The organism is Candidatus Avoscillospira sp. LCP25S3_F1, from assembly GCF_052117125.1.
Taxonomy (GTDB): domain Bacteria; phylum Bacillota; class Clostridia; order Oscillospirales; family Oscillospiraceae; genus Avoscillospira_A.
Genome location: NZ_JBQKJT010000007.1, coordinates 159,141 through 181,136, shown reverse-complemented (window position 1 = coordinate 181,136; position 21,996 = coordinate 159,141). Strand labels below are relative to the sequence as shown.

Annotated in this window: 23 protein-coding genes and 1 other RNA gene; 16 read left to right on the top strand and 8 right to left on the bottom strand. The window is 53.5% G+C overall.

Features of this window, described 5'->3' with window-relative positions; translation table 11 throughout:
- Positions 1 to 16: 16 nt before the first annotated feature.
- From ssrS to ACTQ33_RS08475, 3 genes are all read right to left on the bottom strand, one after another.
- Positions 17 to 220, bottom strand: a non-coding RNA gene (gene ssrS, locus ACTQ33_RS08485) — 6S RNA.
- Between the two features lie 9 nt (positions 221 to 229).
- Positions 230 to 514, bottom strand: a complete 285-nt coding sequence (locus ACTQ33_RS08480; protein WP_441463868.1) for a DUF1292 domain-containing protein — start codon at positions 512 to 514, stop codon at positions 230 to 232.
- 86 nt (positions 515 to 600) lie between these two features.
- Positions 601 to 876, bottom strand: coding sequence for a hypothetical protein (locus ACTQ33_RS08475; protein WP_441463867.1), 276 nt, complete (start codon positions 874 to 876; stop codon positions 601 to 603).
- A 197-nt stretch (positions 877 to 1,073) separates the two neighbouring features.
- Between ACTQ33_RS08475 and ACTQ33_RS08470 the strand changes: the two genes are divergently transcribed.
- The 8 genes from ACTQ33_RS08470 (at position 1,074) to ACTQ33_RS08435 (ending at position 11,474) form a co-directional block, all read left to right on the top strand.
- Positions 1,074 to 3,695, top strand: coding sequence for a PBP1A family penicillin-binding protein (locus tag ACTQ33_RS08470; protein WP_441463866.1), 2,622 nt, complete (start codon positions 1,074 to 1,076; stop codon positions 3,693 to 3,695).
- A 30-nt stretch (positions 3,696 to 3,725) separates the two neighbouring features.
- A complete protein-coding gene (locus ACTQ33_RS08465; RefSeq protein WP_441463864.1) occupies positions 3,726 to 4,589 on the top strand; it encodes a class I SAM-dependent methyltransferase in 864 nt (287 codons plus the stop codon).
- 20 nt (positions 4,590 to 4,609) lie between these two features.
- Positions 4,610 to 5,479, top strand: a complete 870-nt coding sequence (locus ACTQ33_RS08460) for an energy-coupling factor transporter ATPase (RefSeq protein WP_441463862.1) — start codon at positions 4,610 to 4,612, stop codon at positions 5,477 to 5,479.
- Between the two features lie 3 nt (positions 5,480 to 5,482).
- Complete coding sequence (locus ACTQ33_RS08455) at positions 5,483 to 6,340, top strand: energy-coupling factor transporter ATPase (protein WP_441463860.1); 858 nt, start codon at positions 5,483 to 5,485, stop codon at positions 6,338 to 6,340.
- A gap of 1 nt (position 6,341) precedes the next feature.
- Positions 6,342 to 7,145, top strand: coding sequence for an energy-coupling factor transporter transmembrane component T family protein (locus ACTQ33_RS08450; protein ID WP_441463859.1), 804 nt, complete (start codon positions 6,342 to 6,344; stop codon positions 7,143 to 7,145).
- 23 nt (positions 7,146 to 7,168) lie between these two features.
- Positions 7,169 to 7,930, top strand: a complete 762-nt coding sequence (gene truA / locus ACTQ33_RS08445; RefSeq protein WP_441463857.1) for a tRNA pseudouridine(38-40) synthase TruA — start codon at positions 7,169 to 7,171, stop codon at positions 7,928 to 7,930.
- Positions 7,923 to 9,104 (top strand): DUF5711 family protein, encoded by a 1,182-nt coding sequence (locus ACTQ33_RS08440; protein WP_441463855.1) that lies wholly within the window; start codon positions 7,923 to 7,925, stop codon positions 9,102 to 9,104. Before truA ends, ACTQ33_RS08440 begins: the two co-directional genes overlap by 8 nt.
- A gap of 72 nt (positions 9,105 to 9,176) precedes the next feature.
- A complete protein-coding gene (locus ACTQ33_RS08435; protein WP_441463853.1) occupies positions 9,177 to 11,474 on the top strand; it encodes an AAA family ATPase in 2,298 nt (765 codons plus the stop codon).
- Positions 11,475 to 11,674: 200 nt separating this feature from the next.
- Here the strand turns inward: ACTQ33_RS08435 and ACTQ33_RS08430 are convergent, their stop codons facing one another.
- Both ACTQ33_RS08430 and ACTQ33_RS08425 read right to left on the bottom strand, forming a co-directional pair.
- Positions 11,675 to 12,982 carry a hypothetical protein gene (locus ACTQ33_RS08430; protein WP_441463851.1) on the bottom strand — a complete coding sequence of 436 codons (1,308 nt, stop codon included), beginning with the start codon at positions 12,980 to 12,982 and terminating at the stop codon, positions 11,675 to 11,677.
- Positions 12,979 to 13,539 carry an RNA polymerase sigma factor gene (locus ACTQ33_RS08425; RefSeq protein ID WP_441463849.1) on the bottom strand — a complete coding sequence of 187 codons (561 nt, stop codon included), beginning with the start codon at positions 13,537 to 13,539 and terminating at the stop codon, positions 12,979 to 12,981. The genes ACTQ33_RS08430 and ACTQ33_RS08425 overlap by 4 nt, the downstream gene beginning before the upstream one ends.
- 160 nt (positions 13,540 to 13,699) lie before the next feature.
- Between ACTQ33_RS08425 and ACTQ33_RS08420 the strand changes: the two genes are divergently transcribed.
- From ACTQ33_RS08420 to ACTQ33_RS08395, 6 genes are all read left to right on the top strand, one after another.
- Entirely contained in the window at positions 13,700 to 15,205 is a 1,506-nt protein-coding gene (locus tag ACTQ33_RS08420; RefSeq protein ID WP_441463847.1) for a Y-family DNA polymerase, read from the top strand.
- Positions 15,206 to 15,221: 16 nt separating this feature from the next.
- Entirely contained in the window at positions 15,222 to 15,662 is a 441-nt protein-coding gene (locus ACTQ33_RS08415; RefSeq protein WP_441463845.1) for a hypothetical protein, read from the top strand.
- 89 nt (positions 15,663 to 15,751) lie between these two features.
- On the top strand, positions 15,752 to 16,306 hold the full coding sequence (locus tag ACTQ33_RS08410; protein WP_441463844.1) for a M48 family metallopeptidase: 555 nt from the start codon (positions 15,752 to 15,754) through the stop codon (positions 16,304 to 16,306).
- 1 nt (position 16,307) lies between these two features.
- Complete coding sequence (locus tag ACTQ33_RS08405) at positions 16,308 to 16,694, top strand: (deoxy)nucleoside triphosphate pyrophosphohydrolase (RefSeq protein WP_441463843.1); 387 nt, start codon at positions 16,308 to 16,310, stop codon at positions 16,692 to 16,694.
- Between the two features lie 135 nt (positions 16,695 to 16,829).
- A complete protein-coding gene (locus ACTQ33_RS08400; protein WP_441463842.1) occupies positions 16,830 to 17,042 on the top strand; it encodes a helix-turn-helix transcriptional regulator in 213 nt (70 codons plus the stop codon).
- Positions 17,039 to 17,782, top strand: a complete 744-nt coding sequence (locus ACTQ33_RS08395) for a DUF3169 family protein (RefSeq protein ID WP_441463840.1) — start codon at positions 17,039 to 17,041, stop codon at positions 17,780 to 17,782. Before ACTQ33_RS08400 ends, ACTQ33_RS08395 begins: the two co-directional genes overlap by 4 nt.
- A gap of 129 nt (positions 17,783 to 17,911) precedes the next feature.
- Here the strand turns inward: ACTQ33_RS08395 and ACTQ33_RS08390 are convergent, their stop codons facing one another.
- Positions 17,912 to 19,282, bottom strand: a complete 1,371-nt coding sequence (locus ACTQ33_RS08390; protein ID WP_441463838.1) for an MATE family efflux transporter — start codon at positions 19,280 to 19,282, stop codon at positions 17,912 to 17,914.
- A 174-nt stretch (positions 19,283 to 19,456) separates the two neighbouring features.
- Here ACTQ33_RS08390 and ACTQ33_RS08385 point away from each other — a divergent pair, with 174 nt between their 5' ends.
- Complete coding sequence (locus ACTQ33_RS08385; protein WP_441463836.1) at positions 19,457 to 20,026, top strand: DNA-3-methyladenine glycosylase I; 570 nt, start codon at positions 19,457 to 19,459, stop codon at positions 20,024 to 20,026.
- On the opposite strand, the gene ACTQ33_RS08380 is transcribed toward ACTQ33_RS08385, so the two are convergent.
- Together ACTQ33_RS08380 and trxB are read right to left on the bottom strand one after the other, a co-directional pair.
- Positions 20,007 to 20,198 (bottom strand): DUF6132 family protein, encoded by a 192-nt coding sequence (locus tag ACTQ33_RS08380; protein ID WP_441463834.1) that lies wholly within the window; start codon positions 20,196 to 20,198, stop codon positions 20,007 to 20,009. The two genes, ACTQ33_RS08385 and ACTQ33_RS08380, sit on opposite strands and share 20 nt — an antisense overlap.
- Entirely contained in the window at positions 20,195 to 21,124 is a 930-nt protein-coding gene (gene trxB, locus ACTQ33_RS08375) for a thioredoxin-disulfide reductase (protein WP_441463833.1), read from the bottom strand. Before trxB ends, ACTQ33_RS08380 begins: the two co-directional genes overlap by 4 nt.
- 171 nt (positions 21,125 to 21,295) lie before the next feature.
- Between trxB and ACTQ33_RS08370 the strand changes: the two genes are divergently transcribed.
- A complete protein-coding gene (locus ACTQ33_RS08370; RefSeq protein ID WP_441463831.1) occupies positions 21,296 to 21,955 on the top strand; it encodes a Crp/Fnr family transcriptional regulator in 660 nt (219 codons plus the stop codon).
- Positions 21,956 to 21,996: the final 41 nt, after the last annotated feature.

Here is a 21,996-nt window from a genome sequence, read left to right as displayed (position 1 = left end):
GTACTTCTCAACAAGAATAAACCCCGCTTCAGCCGTGTGGATCCAGTTATAACCTGCACGTCTCGGCAGGTGGGTCGCCTCTTCTGCGCTTCACTGCTTCCAACTTCCATTGCCGGTCAAAGCCGGAACGGGAGGCCTGCAATCCACGCAGAAAGTTTTCCAGCGTCCCTAGGAAAAAATGTGGGTTTAAAAGAACCCATCACGCACCAAGCAGGGAACATAGCGGTGGTTATTGGAGTTCGGTTTCCTCGTCGTCGTAAAGCAGGTCCATCATGGCGTTGTAGACCTCTTCCAATTCCTTTTCATCCTCAATAGCCAGGAGCATTTCCTCCCCGTCCACTTCGGAGGATTTCAGAATGCTGACCTCCATATCGCCGGTGTCATCGGCGTCGGCAGGAATCAGCGCCAGATACTCCGCGTCCTTGTATTCAAACTGCGCCAGAATCTCCAATTCATAGGAGCGGCCATCTTCGTCGGTAATGGTGATCAGATTATCACCGAACTGCTGATCCATGGGCTTCCTCCGTACTTGTTCTTGATACCGTTATTCTAATCGGAGAGACGAAGAAAATCAAGAGGAAAATCACAATAGATTTTCTTTCAAGAACAAAAATCTTCCAGAGCCCGCGTCAGCGCGGCGCTGTCAGCCAGTTCCAACCCCTGCTGCAGCAGCTGACGGTCCTGTTCCGTGAGCATGGCAGCTGGAACAGCGGAACGCAGATGCCAGTCTCCAGTGCAGTGGTCCCAGACGGCGATGAAGCCATCTGCAATGGTCATGGTATAGGCCGGAACGGCAGCCCGAACATTGAATACCATAGAACAGAGCAGCAGCACTGGAATGACCAACCGCCACAGAAAGCAGGTATGCACCTTCATGTCGTTCACCTCATGGACAGTGTGTCCCGTACCGATGATTTCTATCACCGTAAAAATTTTGTAACACAAGAATTTGACAGATGTGATATAATAAATCATACGCTGGAATCGTATCGCTTTCCGAATAAGAAATACATCTGAAACACAGGATATTTCTGCTGTTTATTCCATGAAAATAGAACTTTGGAGGTGCTTTTATGGCGTCCAATCCCGAGATGCAAAGGCCTTCGGTCGCCCGCCGGATTTTTGGTGCTATCGGCAAATTTTTTGCCGTTCTAGGCAAAATTCTTGGCACACTGCTGCTGGTAGGTCTGCTGACAGGATTGATCTTCGGTTGTATTTTTGCAAAATACGTCCAGGAGGTTTTGATTCCGCAGTCCGACGTCCCCCTGGAAAACTTCACGCTGGACCAAACCAGTGTCATCTATTATACTGATCCGAACACGGGGGAGGCGGTAGAGCTGCAACGGCTCTACGGCAAAGAAAACCGCACTTGGGTCACCTACAACAAAATTCCCAGAGATCTGGTCAACGCTGCCATTGCCATTGAAGATAAGCGGTTCGAGGAGCACCAAGGCGTGGACTGGCTGCGTACTGCCAGCGCCAGCGCCAATATGTTTCTCGGCGGTGACTCCACTTATGGCGCGTCCACCATTACCCAGCAGTTGATCAAAAACCTCACCGAACGGGATGAGGTGACCGTCCGCAGAAAGTTGCTGGAAATTGTCAGTGCCTTGGAATTTGAAAAAGATCACTCCAAACAGGAGATCATGACCTGGTACCTCAATACGATCTATTTGGGAGAGGGCTGTTACGGCGTTCAAAGCGCCGCCCGTGTCTACTTCGGCAAGGATGTATCGGAACTGACCACAGCCGAGTGTGCTAGCCTCATCGGCATTACCAAGAATCCGTCCTATTATGATCCCTATATTAACCCGGAAGCCAACCGGGAACGGCAGCTGACGATTCTGTGGGAGATGTACGACCAGGGGTACATTCTGACAGAAGAAGCCTACCGAGCCGCCGTCAATCAGGAGATGGTGTTTACCAACGCCAGCGGTCAGGAGACGGAAGGTTACGATGACAACAGCGAGTATTATTCGTATTTTGTAGATCAGGTAATCCGCGACGTGACGGAAGATCTGTGCAAGACGTACAACTACACAGAGGAAATCGCGGAACAGGTGGTGCGTTCCGGCGGCCTGTCCATCTACTGCACCATGAATCCGGATGTTCAGTCGGTGGTAAACGAGGTATACGAGAATCTGGATAACATTCCAAAAACCGACAGTGCCCAGCAGCTGCAATCGGGCATCGCTATCATCGACAATCAAACCGGTGATCTGGTGGCCGTTTCCGGCGGCGTCGGTGAGAAAACGGGCAGTCTGACCTTTAACCGGGCCACCCAGGCCCTGCTGTCGCCAGGTTCCACCATTAAGCCCCTGACCGTTTACGGCCCGGCCTTTGACAAGGGCATTATTACCCCGGCCACCGTATATGACGATACGCCCTATTCCTTTGAGGGCGGCGCCTGGCCAAAGAATACCAACCGCAGTTATTCTGGTTTAATGACCATTCGTTCCGCCATCAGCATGTCCACCAACACGGTTGCCGTCAAGGTCCTAGCGGACCTGACGCCGGCCTACAGCTATCAGTTTGCCGTAGAAAAGCTGGGCATGGATACGCTTGTGGAACAGGAGGTCATCGGTGGCAAGACGTATTCCGATATCAATCTTGCGCCCTTGGCCATGGGTGGTTTGACTCACGGCGTCACCATTGAGGATATGGCGGCGGGATATGCCACCTATGCCAATGGCGGTGTATACCGGGAACCCCGCACCTATACCAAAGTAACCAGAATGGTGGATAACCGGGAGGAAACGGTGCTCAACAACACGCAGGATACCGTCACAGCCGTCAGCACCAAGGCGGCATGGTATATGACCGATATGCTGCAATACGCTGTGGAGCACGGTACCGGTTCTCCCGCCAAGATTGAAAATATGGCAGTAGCCGGTAAAACCGGTACCACCACCAGCGATTTCGACCGTTGGTTCTGCGGTTATACACCCTACTATTCTGCTGCCGTCTGGTGCGGCTATGATGTGCCGGAAGAGGTCAACCTGACGGAATCCTCTACCAATCCTGCCGCGTATCTCTGGCAGAAGGTCATGGCGCAAGTTCATGCGGGACTTCCGTCGGCAACCTTCCAGCAACCCACAGATGTGGTGGAAGTATGGTATTGCCGCGACAGCGGTCTGCTGGCCACCGACGCTTGTAAGAGCGATCCCCGCGGTTCCCGCGTTGTCAAGGGTTCCCTTGCCATGGATGACGCGCCGACAAAATACTGTGACGTACACACCTATGTGGATCTGTGCGATGAAACGAACCAGGTTGCCAATGAATTCTGCAGTCAGGTAGAAGGTAACGGTACTCATACAGTGGCTCTACTAAACCTGAACCGCAGTTTCCCCATATCCGGCATTGTGGTTGCAGACCAGCAGTATGCCATTTACAGCGGCTCTATTCCCAGCGGCTATTATCCGGCGCTCAGTCCGTCTGGCACCAGCATGGGACAGACGTGTACGGTGCATACAGAGGAGAGTTTGCCGCCGGAAGAGCCGGAGGTGCCGGAGGACCCGACAAATCCAACGGACCCTGCAGACCCCAACCAACCGGTGGACCCCAACGCTCCCGTGGATCCCAACCAGCCCGTCGATCCGAATCCGGAAATACCTGATGGGGAAGGCGGCACAACGGAGCCGCCGTACCACGGCTGGGAGGACCCAGCCAACGGTGGAGTAGTCCCCAACGATTGACGATATTATAAACAGAGTGAGGAATTATCCATGTGGAGAGCGGAAAAATGGAAGGATTATGAGGTCATTGACACCTCGGACGGCGAAAAGCTGGAGCGCTGGGGAAAATTTACCCTAGTGCGTCCTGATCCCCAGGTTATCTGGAATACGCCGAAGAAAAATCCTCTGTGGAAACACTACGACGCCCGGTATGCCAGAAGCAACAGCGGCGGTGGCAAATGGAATGCTAACCGCCTGCCGGAGCGCTGGCAGGTGCGTTACGGAACGTTGACATTCAATGTCAAGCCCATGAACTTTAAACATACCGGCGTCTTTCCGGAGCAGGCGGCCAACTGGGATTTCATTCAGGAGCAGATCGCCAAGGCGGGACGACCCCTCAATGTGCTGAACCTGTTTGCTTATACCGGCGGCGCCACCTTGGCCGCTGCAGCCGCCGGGGCCTTGGTTTGCCATGTGGACGCCGCCAAGGGAATGGTAGCTTGGGCCAAGGAAAATGCCAAATCCTCTGGGCTGGAAAGTGCCCCTATCCGGTGGATTGTGGATGATTGCGCCAAATTTGTAGAGCGAGAGATTCGTCGCGGCCGCCGCTACGACGCTATCATCATGGACCCTCCTTCTTATGGTCGCGGACCATCCGGAGAAATTTGGAAGCTAGAAAAAGATCTCTATCCTTTTTTGCAGTTGGTAGCTGGTGTCCTGTCTGACGACCCGGCCTTCTTTATCATCAATTCCTATACAACCGGTCTGGCCCCATCGGTCCTGGGTTACCTGCTGGACACCGTTGTATCATCCAAATACGGCGGTCATACGGAATGTGACGAGTTGGGGCTGCCCGTCACCGATACGGGACTGACGCTGCCCTGCGGCGCCACAGGCCGGTGGACTAAAGATTGAAAGAAAAGAGAACAAAGCCTATGGAACAAGCAATCCGCGTGGACAACCTGACATACCGCTATCCAAAGCAGGAGGATGCTCAGGAGATAGAAGTCTTTTCGGGCCTGGATTTAAATATTGAGCAGGGCAGCTTCGTGGCAATCCTGGGCCACAACGGCTGTGGTAAATCCACGCTGGCCAAGCATTTCAATGCCATTTTGCTGCCCAGCGGCGGCAAAGTATGGGTCTACGGCAAGGACACCACGATGGAAGACGAGCTCATAGCCATTCGGCGGGCTGTGGGCATGGTGTTTCAGAATCCTGACAATCAAATTGTTTCCAACGTGGTGGAGGAGGATGTGGCCTTTGCACCTGAGAATCTGGGCGTGGAACCGGAAGAAATCCGGCGTCGGGTGGACGAGGCGTTGCGCATGGTAGGGATGTATGAATTCCGGGAGCACGCACCTCATCTATTGTCCGGTGGTCAGAAACAGCGGGTTGCCATCGCCGGTGTCATTGCCATGCTGCCCAAATGCATTGTGCTGGACGAGCCCACGGCCATGCTGGACCCCCAGGGCCGGCGGGAGGTGCTGGAGACGGTACACCGCCTCAACCGGGAGCGTGGTATTACAGTCATTCTGATCACCCACCACATGCGGGAAGCCGTGGATGCCGACCGGGTCATTGTTATGAGCGGCGGCAAAATTCTGGCTGACGGTACGCCCCGGCAGGTTTTTTCCCAGGTCGAGTTGCTCCAGTCGGCCCAACTGACAGTGCCGGAGACGACGCAACTACTGTATGCGCTGCGGCAGCAGGGCGTAGATGTACCGCTGGATGCCCTGTCGGTGGAGGAATGCGTACAGGCCATTTACCGAGTCTTTGGAGCCGGTACGGCATTGGAGGAGAAGTGAAGCGTGGAGCCCATCATTGAAACTAAACAGTTGTGTCACGCCTATGGCGTGGGCACTCCCTTTGAACGACATGCCCTGCAATCAGTGGATTTTTACGCTGAGCAGGGGGAATTTATCGGCCTGATCGGCCATACGGGCTCCGGCAAGTCCACATTTATTCAGCATCTGGATGGTCTGCTGCGACCCTCCAGCGGCCAAGTTCTGTTCCGCGGAGAGGATATCTGGAAAGATAAGCAGTTCACCCATCAGATTCGCTTCAAGGTGGGACTGGTGTTTCAGTATCCGGAATACCAGCTTTTTGAGGAGACGGTCTTTGCCGATATTGCCTTTGGTCCCAAGAATATGGGCTTGGATGAAGAAGAAGTGCGCCGTCGGGTTCTGCGGGCCGCTGGATTTGTTGGCCTGGAGGAGTCTGATTTGGAACGCTCTCCCTTTGATTTGTCCGGCGGTCAGAAGCGCCGGGTTGCCATTGCCGGCGTCATTGCCATGGAGCCGGATGTATTGATTCTGGATGAACCCACAGCAGGCCTGGACCCCAATGCAAGAGAAATCGTTTTGCAGAATATTCGCGATTATCAGCAGGCACAAAATGCTACAATCCTCATGGTCAGCCATTCCATGGAAGAAGTGGCAGCCAATGTGGACCGGCTGTATGTGATGAACCACGGTACTGTAGCCATGACCGGCACGCCCCGGGAGGTCTTTGCCCATGCGCAGGAACTGACGGAGATGGGGTTGGATGTGCCGGTAGTCACCGCCATTTTCCACCGCCTGCGGGAACTAGGCCTTGATGTGGACCCCAGCGTGTACACGGTGGAGCAGGCTGTGGCTGCCCTTGGGGCTTTGAGGGGAGGGGCATAAGGTGCTGAAAGATATCACTCTGGGACAATATTTTCCCGGCAACACCGTGGTGCACCGGCTGGACCCCCGTACAAAGCTGTTGATGGTGGTACTGTTCATTGTAGCACTGTTCACGGCGGAGGGACCCATCGCTTATCTTACGGTATTTCTGTTCCTCGGTGTTGCTGTGGGACTGTCCAGAATCCCGCCCCGCACCATTCTCAAGGGTCTCAAGCCCTTGGTGGTCATCATCTGTTTGACAGGCCTTCTAAACCTGTTCTATACGCCTGGTACCCCTGTGGTCACGTTTTGGATTCTAACCATTACCCGGGAGGGCATTTTCAGTGCCCTCTTTATGATCTGGCGGATTCTGATGCTGATTACCGGTACGTTTATGCTGACCTATACCACGTCGCCCATCGCTCTTACCGACGGTCTGGAGCTGCTTCTGAACCCACTCAAGCGCATCAAGGTCCCGGTCCATGAGCTGGCCATGATGATGAGCATTGCCCTGCGCTTTATCCCCACCCTCATTGAGGAGACCGACAAGATCATGTCGGCCCAGAAGGCCCGGGGCGCCGACTTTGAGACCGGCAGCATTTTGCAGCGGGCCAAGGCGCTGATTCCCATTCTGGTGCCGCTGTTTGTTAGCGCTTTGCGCCGTGCCGATGAGTTGGCGGTGGCTATGGAATGCCGTTGCTATCAGGGCGGCAAGGGCCGGACCCGCATGAAGCGGCTGCGCTTCGCCGGTCGGGACTATGTGACCTTAAGCCTTGGCATTCTGCTGGTGGCGGCCATGATTGTTCTGCGCGTGGTGGGAATCTGATTTTTTCCTGGAGGAAACCGTATATGCGGAATATCGCATTATTTTTGACTTATCTGGGCACAGCCTATCACGGCTGGCAGGTGCAGAAAAACGACGTCACCGTAGGGGAAACCATGGAAAAGGCCACAGCGGCAGTGGTGGGCCACAAGATCAAGATGACCGGCTGCGGCCGTACCGACGCCGGTGTCCATGCCAAACGGTATGTCGCCAATTTCCGCACCACCTCCCGCATTCCTGTGGACCGGCTGCCCTATGCCCTCAATACCCATCTGCCAGAGGACATTGTGGTGACGGACGCCATGGAGGTTCACGACGGCTTTAATGCCATCGGCTCCTGTGTCCGGAAGGAATACACTTATCTGATCTACAATTCCCGTATCGGTGATCCCTTCTATGTCAACCGGGCCTGGTTTTATCCCAAACACTTGGATGAAACCATCATGCAGCAGGCAGCGTCCCAGTTTGTAGGCACCCATGATTTTGCCGCCGTCCGCAGCGTTGGTACCGTAACCAAGACTACGGTCCGCACCGTGTACTATTACGATGTGGAACGGCAGGGAGATCTGATTTATTTGCGGGTCTGCGCCGACGGTTTCCTCTACAATATGGCCCGCGCGATGGCCGGCACAGTAGTCTACTGCGCTGAGGGTAAGATTGCCCCGGAGGAAATCAGCGTGCTGTTGGAGAGGGGAGATCGGACAGCTGCCGGACCGACCGTACCGCCGGGCGGACTCTACATGACCCATCTGTGGTACGATGACGGGCAGGTGAAGTTCCATGTCTGAGTGGGATACATCCAAAGTCACCCCGCTCCACCCGGAACAGGCGCGGCGGCGCCGATACCGGCGGCGTCTGCGGTGGCTGATTATTGTGACAGTTGTTGTGCTCGCGGTTCTGGCATTGGTTTTGTTTTGGAGAGATCTGAACTTTGACCGTTTTCGGCGCTGGGTGACGTATATGGGCGTGGAGCCGGGCGGGACTTACGGCAGTTGCCAATATCCGGCCTATGACAGTAACACCTATGCCATTTATGAAAACGGACTGCTGGTAGCCACCAGCAGCGGACTAATGCTCTATGATGAAACCGGCAGTCCCTCGACAAATGTGAGCGCCGCCATGGATAACCCCAATGTGAACATAGCTGGGAATTACGCTGCGGCGTGGGACATTGGCAGCACAACCCTCTGTGCTGTGCGCAATGGCGAAGAGCATCTGAACCGAACATTGGATCACACCATTCTCGATGTGGATTTGTCTGCCAACGGCGACATGGTCTTTGCCAGCAGCGCCGACGGCTACCGTACCATGTTGACCATGATGGACAACCAGACGCAGGAACGGTTCAAGTGGTACTCGTCCGGCCAGTATTTGCCGCTCTGTGCTGTAAACAACGGCGGCACCCAGCTGGCGGCAATTGCGCTGGGGCAGGATCAAGGCACGTTCACCAGCAGTCTGCTACTGCTGGACCCCACTGTGGCGGACCAGGAGCCGGTGCAAATTTCGCTGGGCAATCAGCTGATCTATGAGCTGGACTATTTACAGGATCGTTACCTTTGCGCCGTAGGTGAGACCAGTTTGCAGCTGCTGCGTACCACTGGAGAGGTCTACGGCACCTATGGATACAACGGGGAACACCTGATGAAATATGATATCGGCGGCGACGGCTTTGTGACATTGGCATTGAACCCCTACCAGACCGGTTCTCAATATGTGTTGAAAACAGTGGATTACAACGGTCAGGAACGGGGAAGCCTCGCCTTGGGGCAGGAGGTCCTGCACTTGTCGGCCGCTGGAGATTATGTAGCCGTTTTAACGGCTTCGGGGCTGCAAATTTATACATCCGACCTGCGGCTCTACGCGCAAACCGATGGTGTCCTGGGTATCACCCAGGTCCTCATGCGGGAGGATGGTACGGCTGTTCTGGTGGCGGCGAACCATGCGTCGCTGTTCCTGCCATAAAAATTCATTGCATTTTTGAGCAGCTGTAGTATAGTATGAACCATGGAATCCTTCGATAAGGAGATTAGTGATATGCACCCAACCTTATGTTCCAACTGTAAGAAAAATGTTGCAGTCATTTTTATCACAAAAATTGAAAATGGCAAAACGGTCAATGATGGTCTCTGTCTCAAGTGCGCCAGGCAGCTGGGCATCAAACCGGTGGACGATATTATGAAGCAGATGGGTGTCACAGACGAAGATCTGGAGACCTTATCTGACGAAATGATGCACATGATGGGCAATCCATCCAACCCCGGCGAATTGACAGACCCGGCGGAGGATGACGAATCCGACAGCCGCACAGCCACATTCCCGTTTCTGAACAAGCTGTTCGGTGGTGAGCGGGGGGACCAGTTGGCCCAGCCTGTGGAACCGGAACAGCCCAAGGAAAAACCTTCCTCCGGCCGCCGGGACAAGAAGCGCAAGTTCCTGGACAGCTACTGCCTGAACCTGACGCAGAAAGCCCGGGACGGCGGTCTGGATCAAATTGTGGGACGGCAGGTGGAGACTGAGCGAGTCATCCAGATTCTCAACCGCCGCCAGAAAAATAATCCCTGCCTCATTGGCGAGCCCGGCGTTGGTAAGACTGCCATTGCCGAGGGCCTGGCGCAAAAGATTGTCAGTGGTGACGTTCCCTTCAAGCTGCGGGATAAAGAGGTTTATCTGCTGGACCTGACAGCTCTGGTGGCTGGGACCCAGTTCCGCGGTCAGTTTGAGAGCCGTATGAAGAGTCTGATTGAAGAGATCAAAAAGACTGGCAATATCATTCTGGTCATCGATGAGGTCCACAATTTGGTGGGCGCCGGCGATGCAGAAGGCTCCATGAATGCCGCCAACATCCTTAAACCCGCCCTATCTCGTGGAGAGATCCAGGTCATCGGCGCCACTACCTTTAATGAGTACCGCAAGTATATTGAAAAGGATTCGGCTCTGGAACGCCGCTTCCAGCCGGTGACCGTCAACGAACCCACCATGGAAGAAGCCATTGCCATCATCCGCGGTATCGCCCACTATTATGAGCAGTACCACGGCGTGGAGATTCCGGCGGAAATTGCGCGCCAGACAGTCATTCTGTCGGAGCGGTATATTACTGACCGGTTCCTTCCCGACAAGGCCATCGATCTGTTGGACGAAGCCTGTTCCGATTTGAATCTGCGCAGCAAAACCATTAGCCGTATGGGAGAACTGCGAAAAGAACGGGACGATTTAAATTTGGAGATTTCCATGCTGACGGAGCAGACGGAGGAAGAGCACTATGAGCGTCTGGCAACCCTGCGCAGTAAGTGTTTGCAGGTGGAAGCTGAACTCAATGCACTGGCCGCTCAGCCCCGGCCTCAGCTGACCATGGAAAATCTGGCCCGTATCATCGAATTGTGGACCAAGATCCCTGCCAGCAAAATTCAGGCGCAGGAGTATGAGCAGCTTAAGAGTTTGGAAGACCGTCTCAAGACCCGCATCATCGGGCAGGATGAAGCCATTGCCGCCGTTTCTGCTGCCATTCGCCGCAGTCGCGTTGGTATCGCTGTGAAAAAGCGCCCTGTTTCCTTTATTTTTGTCGGGTCTACCGGCGTCGGTAAGACAGAGCTGGTTCGTTGTCTGGCTGATCAACTCTTCGACTCCACCGAGTCGCTGATTCGTCTGGATATGTCCGAGTATATGGAAAAGCACTCGGTTTCCAAGATTATTGGTTCGCCTCCCGGCTATGTAGGCTATGACGAAGCCGGGCAGCTGACAGAAAAAATACGCCGCAAGCCCTATTCGGTGATTCTGTTCGACGAGCTGGAAAAAGCCCACCCCGATGTGCTGAACATTCTGCTGCAAATTTTGGATGACGGCCGCATTACCGACGCTCAGGGACGTGTGGTCAACTTTGAGAACACCATCATTGTCATGACCTCCAATGCCGGTTCCGAGCGTAAGGGCGGCTCCTTGGGCTTCGACCGGACGCTGACAGATCAGAGCCGTGACAAGGCCATGAAGGCCCTCAGCGACTTCCTGCGGCCTGAATTCCTCAACCGGGTGGATGAGATCATCTGCTTCAATCGTCTGACGGAAGAGAACTTCCAGGCCATTGCCGCTATTATGCTGGGCGAATTGAAGACCGCTCTGGAAGAGCGCGGCGTAGCACTAACCTGGTCCGACGATGTGATGACTTGGCTGACGAAAAAATCCTATTCCGCCACCTATGGTGCCAGAAATCTCCGTCGTACCATTCAAAAGGAGATCGAAGACCCCATCGCGGAGGCCATCATCGATAGCTTCCAGCATCCCATTCATGCCATTGCGCTGCAAGCTGGAGAAGACAAAATTCAGCTGTCCGTATCATAACGTAAAAAAGTTTCCCGTCTCTTGTGAGATGGGAAACTTTTTTTGCCCACTGGGAACTGCCGGCAGCAGATTTTGTCTATTATTTCGAGAAGTTCAATTAGGGGAAGCAGTCCATGAAAGAGCGAGTCATCCGCCCAATGTTTCTGACTGCCGCCCTGTCTATGGTCCTATCAAAACCTACGATGGAAAGAAGACGTTGTTCAAGGCTGCAATACCATCAGTTGTTTGTAAATCCACTGGGGATCCACACTCTTGGACTGGACTTCCACAATGATATCGCCATAGCGAACTCCAAAATTCATACGGGCACCATCACTGTCACCAGCGTCAGCGGCAGTATCGGCCCGGGTGGAAAGTACTTCCCATGTTAGCTCTTCCGCTTCAAAAATGGGATGCTCCACCATCTTTCGTAGGTATTCCGGCACGGAATCCGCCCGCGGAATGGGGTATCGGGACAGGTCATATGTTTCCGGTTCAGAGATATCAACCAGATAGTCTGCATCCTCTGTTGTCATGTACCGAACCTCCCAGCGCAGCTGACCATATTCGCTGGTCCAGAGACCCCAAAGAGCATTGGTATTCTGATCTTGGTACCGGCAGATAGATTCTTCTGCAAATCCCGACGGTGCTGTTGGCAGAAACCAAGCACCAAAGTCTGGGTCTGCCAGCGCCTCCGTCTGGGACAGGTTCTTGTCCTGCCATGGAGGAATTTCTACAGCTGTAACGGCTGAAAGATTTGGCATACCTTGCTCATAGAATGTAAAGCATTCCAGAATGTCCTCAAAATCGGCCTGAGCTTGTTTTTTTGCGTCAGCTGTCGTATGCAGGGAGAGCGTAAACCAGATACCGTGCATCTGCGATTCCGCCCGCAGACTGATACCGCCGGATGGGTCCACCCACCGTCCCAGACGATATTCCACACCGTTGCAAGTGGAGGGAACCGCTTCCTCCGGCAGCAGAAAGCAGGGCGAAGGTCCATCCGGGGACAGGGTGACTGTAACGGTCGTGTCCGGTTGGGACGTGGTAACCCACAGAACCACTTCCAGCAGGTTGCCCTCTCCATCGAATCCGGCTTCGCCGGAGAAGGTCATCCATTCCAACCACATACCAGGCTGCACGGCATCCAACTCCGTTTGGTCCAGGGCCTCCTGGAAATAGCCGGGACTATACTGCCTTGCTGCGTCCACCATATGGTCAATTTCGTTGTAATAGAAGTCCCACACAGAAGCTGGCCTCTCCACGTCTTCTGTTGTTTCACTTTGCGTATCTTCCGCGTCTGGTATGGTAACGGGCGGTAGTCCACTTTCTGTACCATTGGGTGGCACAGGCTGGCCTGGCGTTGGAACTTGTCCCAGCCAGAGACCTCCGACGGCGGCCAGCAGGGCAATACAGGCTGCAACGGCGGCCCAGCGGTGATTGGGGCGGACCGGTTGACGGGGGATTGCGGCGGCCTCCACATACACGATGTCCACCAGGGACAGCTTATCCAGTAATTCGCTGCCTCTCATAGTTCATAGCCCTCCTTTTGCAGATACTGCCGTAGTTGTCTGCGGCAGCGAAACAGCGTGGTCTTTACCTTGCTCTCGGTACAGTGCAGCGCGGCGGCAATGGATGCAATATCATCCAAATACCAATAACGCCGCAGAAATATATAACGCTTTTCCTCACTCAGAGTCGCCAAATAGCCGTTAATGATTTGCCGTAGCACCGTATCTTCCAGGCAACAGGCAGCGTCATCAGGGGTGGGAATACACTGTTCCAGTTCGGCACTGAGGGTACAGATTTCCGCGCTGCGCTTGAGACGGCTGCGGTGTCGGCAGCAGTTCAGTGCCAGATGGCGGGTGATTCTGGCCAGATAGGCATAGAGATAGTCTCTCGGCTCATGGGGCGGTATGGAACGCCACGCCTCCCAGTAGGTATCGTTTTCACACTCCTGCGCCGCACCAAGGTCTTTTACCATACCCAATGCCAGTCTCCGCAGACGGGCGCCGTATTTCTCACCAGTGTGGCGGATGGCCGATTCATCCCGATGCAGATACAGCTCCACGATCTGCACATCTTCCATGGCGGATTCCTCCTTTCGCTCTGTCTCTTCACCCCAATAAGCGCCGCAGAGCCAGGTAGCGTTACAGCATTTGTGGCAAGAATTTCTGCTTGATAATATCGAACAAATGTTCTATTATATAGATAGTATTTGAAAGACCTGCGGAGAGGAGGACCGCACCGTGCGCAGCTATCTTGCCATTGACTTGAAATCCTTTTATGCTTCCGTAGAATGCCTGGAACGGGGCCTGGACCCTATGACTACCAATCTGGTGGTAGCTGACCATGCCCGCACAGAAAAAACTATCTGCCTGGCTGTCAGCCCATCTCTGAAATCGTATGGGATATCCGGTCGAGCCAGACTGTTTGAGGTGGTCCAGAAGGTGGCAGAAGTCAATGCCCGCCGCCAATGGCTGGCTCCTGGACGGAAATTGTGCGGCGCGTCCAGTGACGACCGACAGTTGAAAACCAATCCGGCACTGGCGCTGGAGTATATTGTAGCACCGCCCCGTATGGCCCACTATCTGGAGTACAGTACCCGCATCTATCAAGTCTATCTCAAGTATGTAGCCCCGGAGGATATCCATGTCTATTCCATCGACGAAGTCTTTATAGACGTGACCCATTATCTGGGGCTTTACAGCTTGACGCCCCGGCAGTTGGCACAAAAAATATTAAAAGATGTTTTGGAAATCACCGGTATTACCGCCACTGCCGGCATCGGCACCAATCTGTATCTGGCCAAAATTGCCATGGATATCGTAGCGAAACGGATGCCTGCCGACCAATACGGCGTCCGTATTGCGGAGCTGGACGAACTCAGCTACCGGCGGACGCTGTGGGCTCACCGGCCTTTGACAGACTTCTGGCGTATTGGCCGCGGCTATGCCAAAAAGCTGGAGCGGCACCGGTTGTTTACCATGGGTGATATCGCCCGCTGTTCTCTGGGCAGACCCACAGATTTTTATAACGAGGAATTGCTGTACCGGCTCTTTGGTATTCAGGCGGAGCTGCTGATTGATCATGCCTGGGGCTGTGAACCCTGTACTCTGGCAGATATCCGTTCCTATCAGCCGGAGAGCCGCAGTACTGTCTCTGGACAAGTGCTGACCTGTCCCTATCCCAGCGATAAAGCAGCGCTGGTGGTTCGGGAAATGACCGACGCGTTGAGCCTGGAACTGGTGGAAAAGGGGCTGGTGACCGATCAACTGGTGCTGACGGTGGGATATGATATTGAAAACCTCAAAGACCCGGAGAGGCGGCGGCGTTATGCAGGACCGATCACCACCGACGGCTACGGCCGTCAGGTCCCCAAGCAAGCCAATGGCACGATCAATCTCAATGGTTATACCGCTTCCACCCGAGAGATGATTGGGGCCATTATGGACCTGTACAGCCGTATTGTGGACCCGTCTTTACTTGTTCGGCGCATGAGCGTCACCGCCAATCATCTGTTGGCGGAACAAAACGTGATCCAGCGGCAGCCGGACGTACAGCTGGATTTATTTTCAGACCGACAGGCAGAGTCGACCAGGCAGTTGGCACGGGAACGGGAACGTCGAATGCAGCAGGCTCTGATTGCTATCCGAAAGCGATACGGTAAAAATGCGGTCCTCAAAGGCATAAGCTATGAAGAAGGCGCTACCGCCCGGGAACGAAACGGGCAAATCGGCGGACACCGGGCATAAAAAGGGGGCACACAGCATGGAACACATGGAACACGGGCACAGATATGATGATATTCTCTACCGGTCCCGGCCGGTATCCGTCCGCCACTTGCCCATGTCTCTGCGGGACAGGGCGGCACAATTTTCGCCATTTGCCGCTCTATCCGGCCATGAAGAGCAGATCAATGAGACGGCACGGCTGACGGATGGCCGCGTGGAACTCAGCGAAGAAGCCCAGACCGAATTGGACCGGACCCAACAGTGGCTGCTGGACCATCTGTTTCAGCAGCCGACAGTGTCTGTAACGTATTTTATACCCGACAGCCGCAAGAGCGGCGGTGCCTATCAGACCGTAACCGGCATTGTTAAAGGCGTGGACCCTTGCCACCGCTGGCTATTGTTGGCCGACGGCAGGCGCATTGCCATGGATGAGGTACTCCTTCTGAAACTCTGTGATGCCGCAGAAAAAGCAGAATAACTTGCCGCTCTCACACCGTATTCATTCTTGAAAAGGAAGCAATATTTGCTATAATAGAACGGAACAACCAGAGAAATGGAGCATTACCCATGGAACAGCCCAATGTAACCGTCATACCCAGCCGCCGCAAAACCATCTCCATTGCCATAGAGCGAGACTTGCGGGTAGTGATGCGGGTGCCATTGGGGACGACGCAAGCAGAAATTCGGAATATATTGGAAGAGAAGCGATCTTGGCTTCAATATCATTGGGAACTGGCGCAACAGCGGCAGAAGAATGCGGCACCGCCTTTGACAGAAGCCGAACTGCGGGCGCTGACAGAAGAAGCAAAAAGGGTGTTGTCTGCGAGGGCAGCATACTTTGCGCCGCTGGTGGGCGTCACCTATGGACGCATCACCATCCGCCATCAAGTTTCCCGGTGGGGCAGCTGTTCAACCAAGGGCAACCTAAATTTTAACTGTCTTTTGATGCTTTGTCCAGCGGAAGCAGCGGATTATGTCGTTGTCCATGAATTGTGCCATCGACTGGAAATGAATCACTCCGCCGAATTTTGGGCCCATGTGGCGCGGGTCATGCCAGAGTATGCGGTCCACCGCCGGTGGCTCCGGGAACATGGTGCACAACTGATTGGGAGGTTACGATAACATGGTGGAAGTGGTGGCAGCGCTGATTTGGGACGGCGACCGATTTTTGATCTGTCAGCGACCGGCCCACAAAGCCCGTGGACTCCTGTGGGAGTTTGTAGGCGGCAAAGTGGAGCCGGGAGAGACGAAAGAACAGGCGTTGATTCGGGAGTGCCGGGAAGAATTGAACATCGAATTAGAGATCGGCGCACCCTTTATGGACGTACAGCACCAGTATCCGGACCTGACGGTACACCTGACGCTGTTTCTGGCAGCAATCCGGCAGGGCACACCTCAAATGTTGGAGCATAATGATATTCGCTGGATTACCGTACCAGAAATTCCGCAATACGAATTCTGTCCAGCCGATGTGGAGATTCTGGAGAATATCCAAGCCGTTTACGGTTAATCTGTCATTGCAGGAGCAAACCGCTCCTGCAATTTTTTATCTCACCTATTGACAAACATCTTTGTCAATGCTATGCTATGTATGACAATGATCTTTGTCATATTGGAAAGCATATTTGTCAAAGGAGGGCTGCACATGCCATTGGGAAATCGGCTCAAGGAATTTCGGGCAGCCGGTGGCCTCAACCAGCAGGAGCTGGGGACCTTGGTGGGCGCGTCCCGGCAAACCATCAGTCTCATTGAGCGCGGTGATTATAACCCGTCCATCACACTGGCACTGAAAATTGCCCGGGTATTCGGAAAATCGGTAGAAGAGGTCTTTTATCTCACCGGGGAGGAAGAAGCATGAAAGCAGAAAGAACAAAAAAACAAATTGCCCTTCGATTTTTTCTGGTGATCGCAGGGTGCGGTCTGCTGGGCGCAGGCGCCGGGCTGGCTCTGGTGAAAGCCGGTACCAGCGCGATAGAGTGGATGGCCGAATTGGAACACCTACTGGCCGGATTTGGTCCCTGGTGGTATCTACCCGGCGCGGTGCTGTTAGTACTTAGTACCGGTTACTATGTGGCTGGGAAGCGGCAGCTACCCCATACAGAAGAGGAGGAGGAGTTCCGTGCAGCTGACCGGCTTTTAGAGCTGTCCATGGTCTTCAGCGGCATTACATCGGTTTATGCGGTTGTCGCTATGGCGCTGAGTTACTTCGCCCCCATTGGGCCTTCTATCCTGCTACTGCTTGTGGAGGTCGCCTGGACCGTAACCATTCAATCCAAAACCATAAGTGCCATCAAAGTTTTGTATCCTGAAAAGCGCGGCAGTGTATGGGATACTAGATTCCAAAAAGACTGGTACGGCAGCTGCGACGAAGCGGAACAGCAGTTAATCGGACAATGCAGCTATCAGACGTTTTTGACCATGAACCGAGTCTATCCCGTTGCCATGGTGCTGTTGGCCCTTTTAGCTCTGTTTGATATGGTGACGCCCTTTGCCTGTTTTCTGGTTGGTCTCCTATGGCTGATCCAGCAAACAGTGTATATGATCACAGCCCATAAAAAAGAGTACGGGAAAGCACGTAGCGGTAAGGTTCGGTTATAACCGCAGTAACCATAGCTTTATGGAATAATTTACTCATTTTATGCCAAGTTTAATCTCATTTGTTTTCAACTAGCGTAAAATAACCCTGGTGGAACCACTATAAGGCAGCGATTCCACCAGGGTTATTTATTATTCCTTGTTGAGCAGCGGGGACGGCTGTAAACGACGGCGCAGCACTGCAATACACCGCATACTGGCCGGGATCAGGAACAGGTCAGCCGCAATCCACGCCATCGGCGAAGCAAAGCAGACGGCATTAAAACCAAATCGGGGAACAAACCACAAAGCGATGACAGTACGAGCCACCATTTCCAGAAGACCGGCAAAGATGGCAAAAACGCTGAAGCCCATGCCCTGAATGGAAAATCGGACCGCGTTGACAAGCGCCAGCGGGAAAAAGAACGCGGTCAGTGTGACAATGTATTGACTGGTTAGAGAGATAATGCGCTCCAACTCTGCTTCGGTGGGATCCATAAACAGCATAGTAGCCTGTGGGGCAAACAAGGCCATAGTGCCGAACGCCAGCAGGGAATAGCCCAGACCCAGGACCGCGCTGGCCCGAAGGCCCTGTCCCAGACGATTCAGCTTACCAGCGCCAACATTTTGGCCGCAGTAAATCGCCATGGTGCTGCCCAGAGCGTCCAGCGGGCAGCACAACAGCTGAAACAACTTGGTACCGGCAGTGACAGCAGCCACGCTGAGGGTACCCAGCGTATTAACAGCTGTCTGCAAAATGGTGGATCCGATAGCGGTGACGGAGTATTGCAATCCCATGGGTAGCCCGATATAGCAAAGCCGCATACAGAGCTGAGCATCTATACGCCGTTCTGTTCCGGTCATTTTCAGGACATGGAATTTTTTCCGCATATAGAACAAACAGGCAATTCCAGAAATGCCCTGGGACACCACTGTGGCAACCGCCGCACCAGCCACGCCCATATGGAACCAGAGAATCAGGGAAAAATCCAGGAAAATATTAAGGATGGACGACAGTGCCAAGAAATACACCGGCGTTTTGCTGTCGCCGAGTGCCCGGATGATACCGGCCAGCAGGTTATAGAGAAATGTGGTGGGAATGCCCAGAAAAATGATAAAAATATAGCGGTTGGCGTTATCAAAAATATCCGACGGCGTCTGCATCAACCGCAGAATCTGTTCACAAAGGAGGGCGGTCACAGTGGTCAGGACCACAGCAAAGGCCGCCGAAAGATATGCGGCATTGGCGGCAAAACGGCGCATGGTGCTCAGGTCATTGGCACCGACCTGCTGGGCAACCGGAATAGAAAAACCATTGCACAATCCCATACAAAAGCCGATTACCAGAAAGTTGATGGCACCGGTAGACCCGACGGCCGCCAAAGCCTGGGCGCCCAACAACTTTCCGACAATCATGGTATCCACCAGATTATAGAATTGCTGAAACAGCATACCCATCAGCATGGGAATGGCAAACGTCAAAATCAGGTGCAGTGGTTTTCCTGCGGTCAGGTCTTTTCGCATGGGATGATGTCTCCTCTTATCGATGCTGGAATCTGTTGCCACTGTAGCAACGGTTACTCATTATACATCCGATGCGCACTGGTGTCCAGAGTATTTTTTCCTAAATATCTTGTCAGATAGGCCAGCAGGAACTATACTAAAAAACAATAGAAACAGTATGGCAGGTGAACGATCATGCAGCGGTGCTTTTGGTGTAATGAAAGTAATCCGGTCTATGTGGCCTACCACGATACAGAATGGGGCGTTCCACAATTCGATGACCGGTATCTTTTTGAAATGCTGGTGCTGGAATCCTTCCAGGCCGGATTATCCTGGGAATGCATTCTGAACAAACGCGAACACTTTCGTCGGGCATTTAGTAACTTTGACCCGGAGATCATCCAAAACTATGACACAGAAACGGTGGAACGGCTGATGCAGGACACGGGCATTGTGCGCAACAGGCGGAAGATTCTGGCCGCCATCTGCAACGCTGCCGTATTCCTGGATATCATCGCAGAACACGGCAGCTTTCTCGCATATTTAAAAACCTTTTGGGATGGGGTGATCCGCATGGAAACAGGGAAGACCCATTCTGACCTTTCCGACACACTTTCCAAGGATTTGCAGCAGCGAGGAATGAAGTTTGTGGGTACTACTATCCTTTACGCATATCTTCAGGCCATCGGAATTGTTAATTCCCATGAGCCAGACTGTTTTCTCCATGGAACGCTCTCTACGCCGTCTACGCCGTTTTCTCCGTGACGACGCCTAAAAGTCCGCCAATCAATGCGGTATAGACCATAGTTCGGACGGGACTGGATGTGATGGCGCAACCGCTGGTGCAGCCCCAAAATCGGTAATACACCCAGCCCAATCCTGCACCGATGCCAATAAAGAGCACATAACGCAGCAGTTTTCCGGGAGTCCATTTCATGGCCGCCCCTCCTTAGTCAAATACGCTTCGATCTGGTGTACCGCAGCAGCGCCGTCGGAGACCGCCGTAACCACTTGCCGCAGATCTTTCCGCCGTACATCACCCACAGCATAAACGCCTGACACATTGGTTTCCAGAGACTCTCCGGCGTCGATGTAGCCGTTCCGGTCCAGAGCAATCTGGCCGTCCAGCAATTCGGTGGCGGGTTTCCGGCCAATACTGACAAACACACCCTCACAGGGAATCACTGACTCTTGACTGCTCTTAACATTCCGAACGCGAACACCGGTAATACGGTCTTCGTGAAGCAGCTCCGTCACCACAGAATCCCAGAGGAACTGCACATTGTTGGCCTCTTCCAGCGCCTGCTGGTCAATCTGATCTGCACGCATGGTATCACGACGGTGGATAATGATTACCTGCTTTGCCACACGGGACAGCAACTTAGCGTCGGCAGCAGCCGAATTGCCGCCACCCACTACAACTACTGTACGATTGCGGAAAAACATACCATCACAGGCGGCGCAATAGCTGACACCACGGCCTACCAACTCCCGCTCCATTGGTATACCCAGGGGTCTGGGATTGGCACCGGTGGCCAGAATCACTGTTCGACCCAGATAGTCTCCGTCGCTGGTATGGGCGGTTTTGACATCACCGGCCAAGTCCAGAGAGTGGACCTCCGTCATCACCGTTTGGGCGCCGAAGCGTTCAGCGCCCTGCTGCATTTGCTGTGCCAGAGAAAAACCGTCGATGCCATCAACAAACCCGGGGTAATTGTCGATCTGATGGGACAGCGCCATTTGTCCACCGGGCGCCAGCTTTTCCAGAACAATGGCATCTAGGCCGGCCCGGGCAGCGTAAAGCGCAGAGGTGTATCCAGCAGGTCCGCCACCAACAATGAGAATATCATAAATATGGTTCATATAGATTTCCTGACTTTCTAGCTTTTTTTATTGACAGTATACCCAGCCGCGGTGAAAAAATCCGTGATTTTGTCACCGAAGTGGGTGCAGCATTGACATGGAGACTGTCCTTTTTTATACTAACAGCAATCCGGTTAGATTTCCAATCCGGTTGGTAATGAGGTGAGATATATGGAATTTGCGCAGTTTTTTCCCGTATGGGACAAGCTGACCGCAGCACAGCAGACATTGCTGATGGACTCTGTCACAGAGCGCACAATTCAGAAAGGGGAGACGGTCCACAATGGGGCCGTATCCTGTACCGGTGTGCTGCTGATTCACAGCGGTCGCCTTCGGTCATACATTCTGTCGGAAGACGGCAGGGAAGTGACGCTATACCGGCTGTTCGACCGGGATATGTGTTTGCTGTCTGCGTCCTGTATGCTGCGTAGCATTGCGTTTGAAATCGTGGTGGAGGCAGAGGAGCAGACAGATCTTTGGGTGATTCCTCCGGAAACCTACCGGGCTATCATGGAAGAATCGGCGCCGCTGGCCAATTATACCAACGAAATCATGGCCAGCCATTTTTCCGATGTCATGTGGCTGGTGGAGCAGATTCTTTGGAAGAGTCTTGACAAACGTCTGGCAGAATTTCTTCTGGAGGAACAAGCCATCTGCGGCGATACCACGTTGAAAATCACCCATGAGATCATCGGCAATCATCTGGGAACAGCTCGAGAAGTCATCACCCGTATGTTGCGATATTTCCAATCAGAAGGCTTGGTAAAACTGACACGAGGTACTGTGGAACTGACAGATATACCTGGTTTAGCGCATCTATGCGGCCATTAAATACAGAAATAACCCCGGACATGAGTTTCACGTCCGGGGTT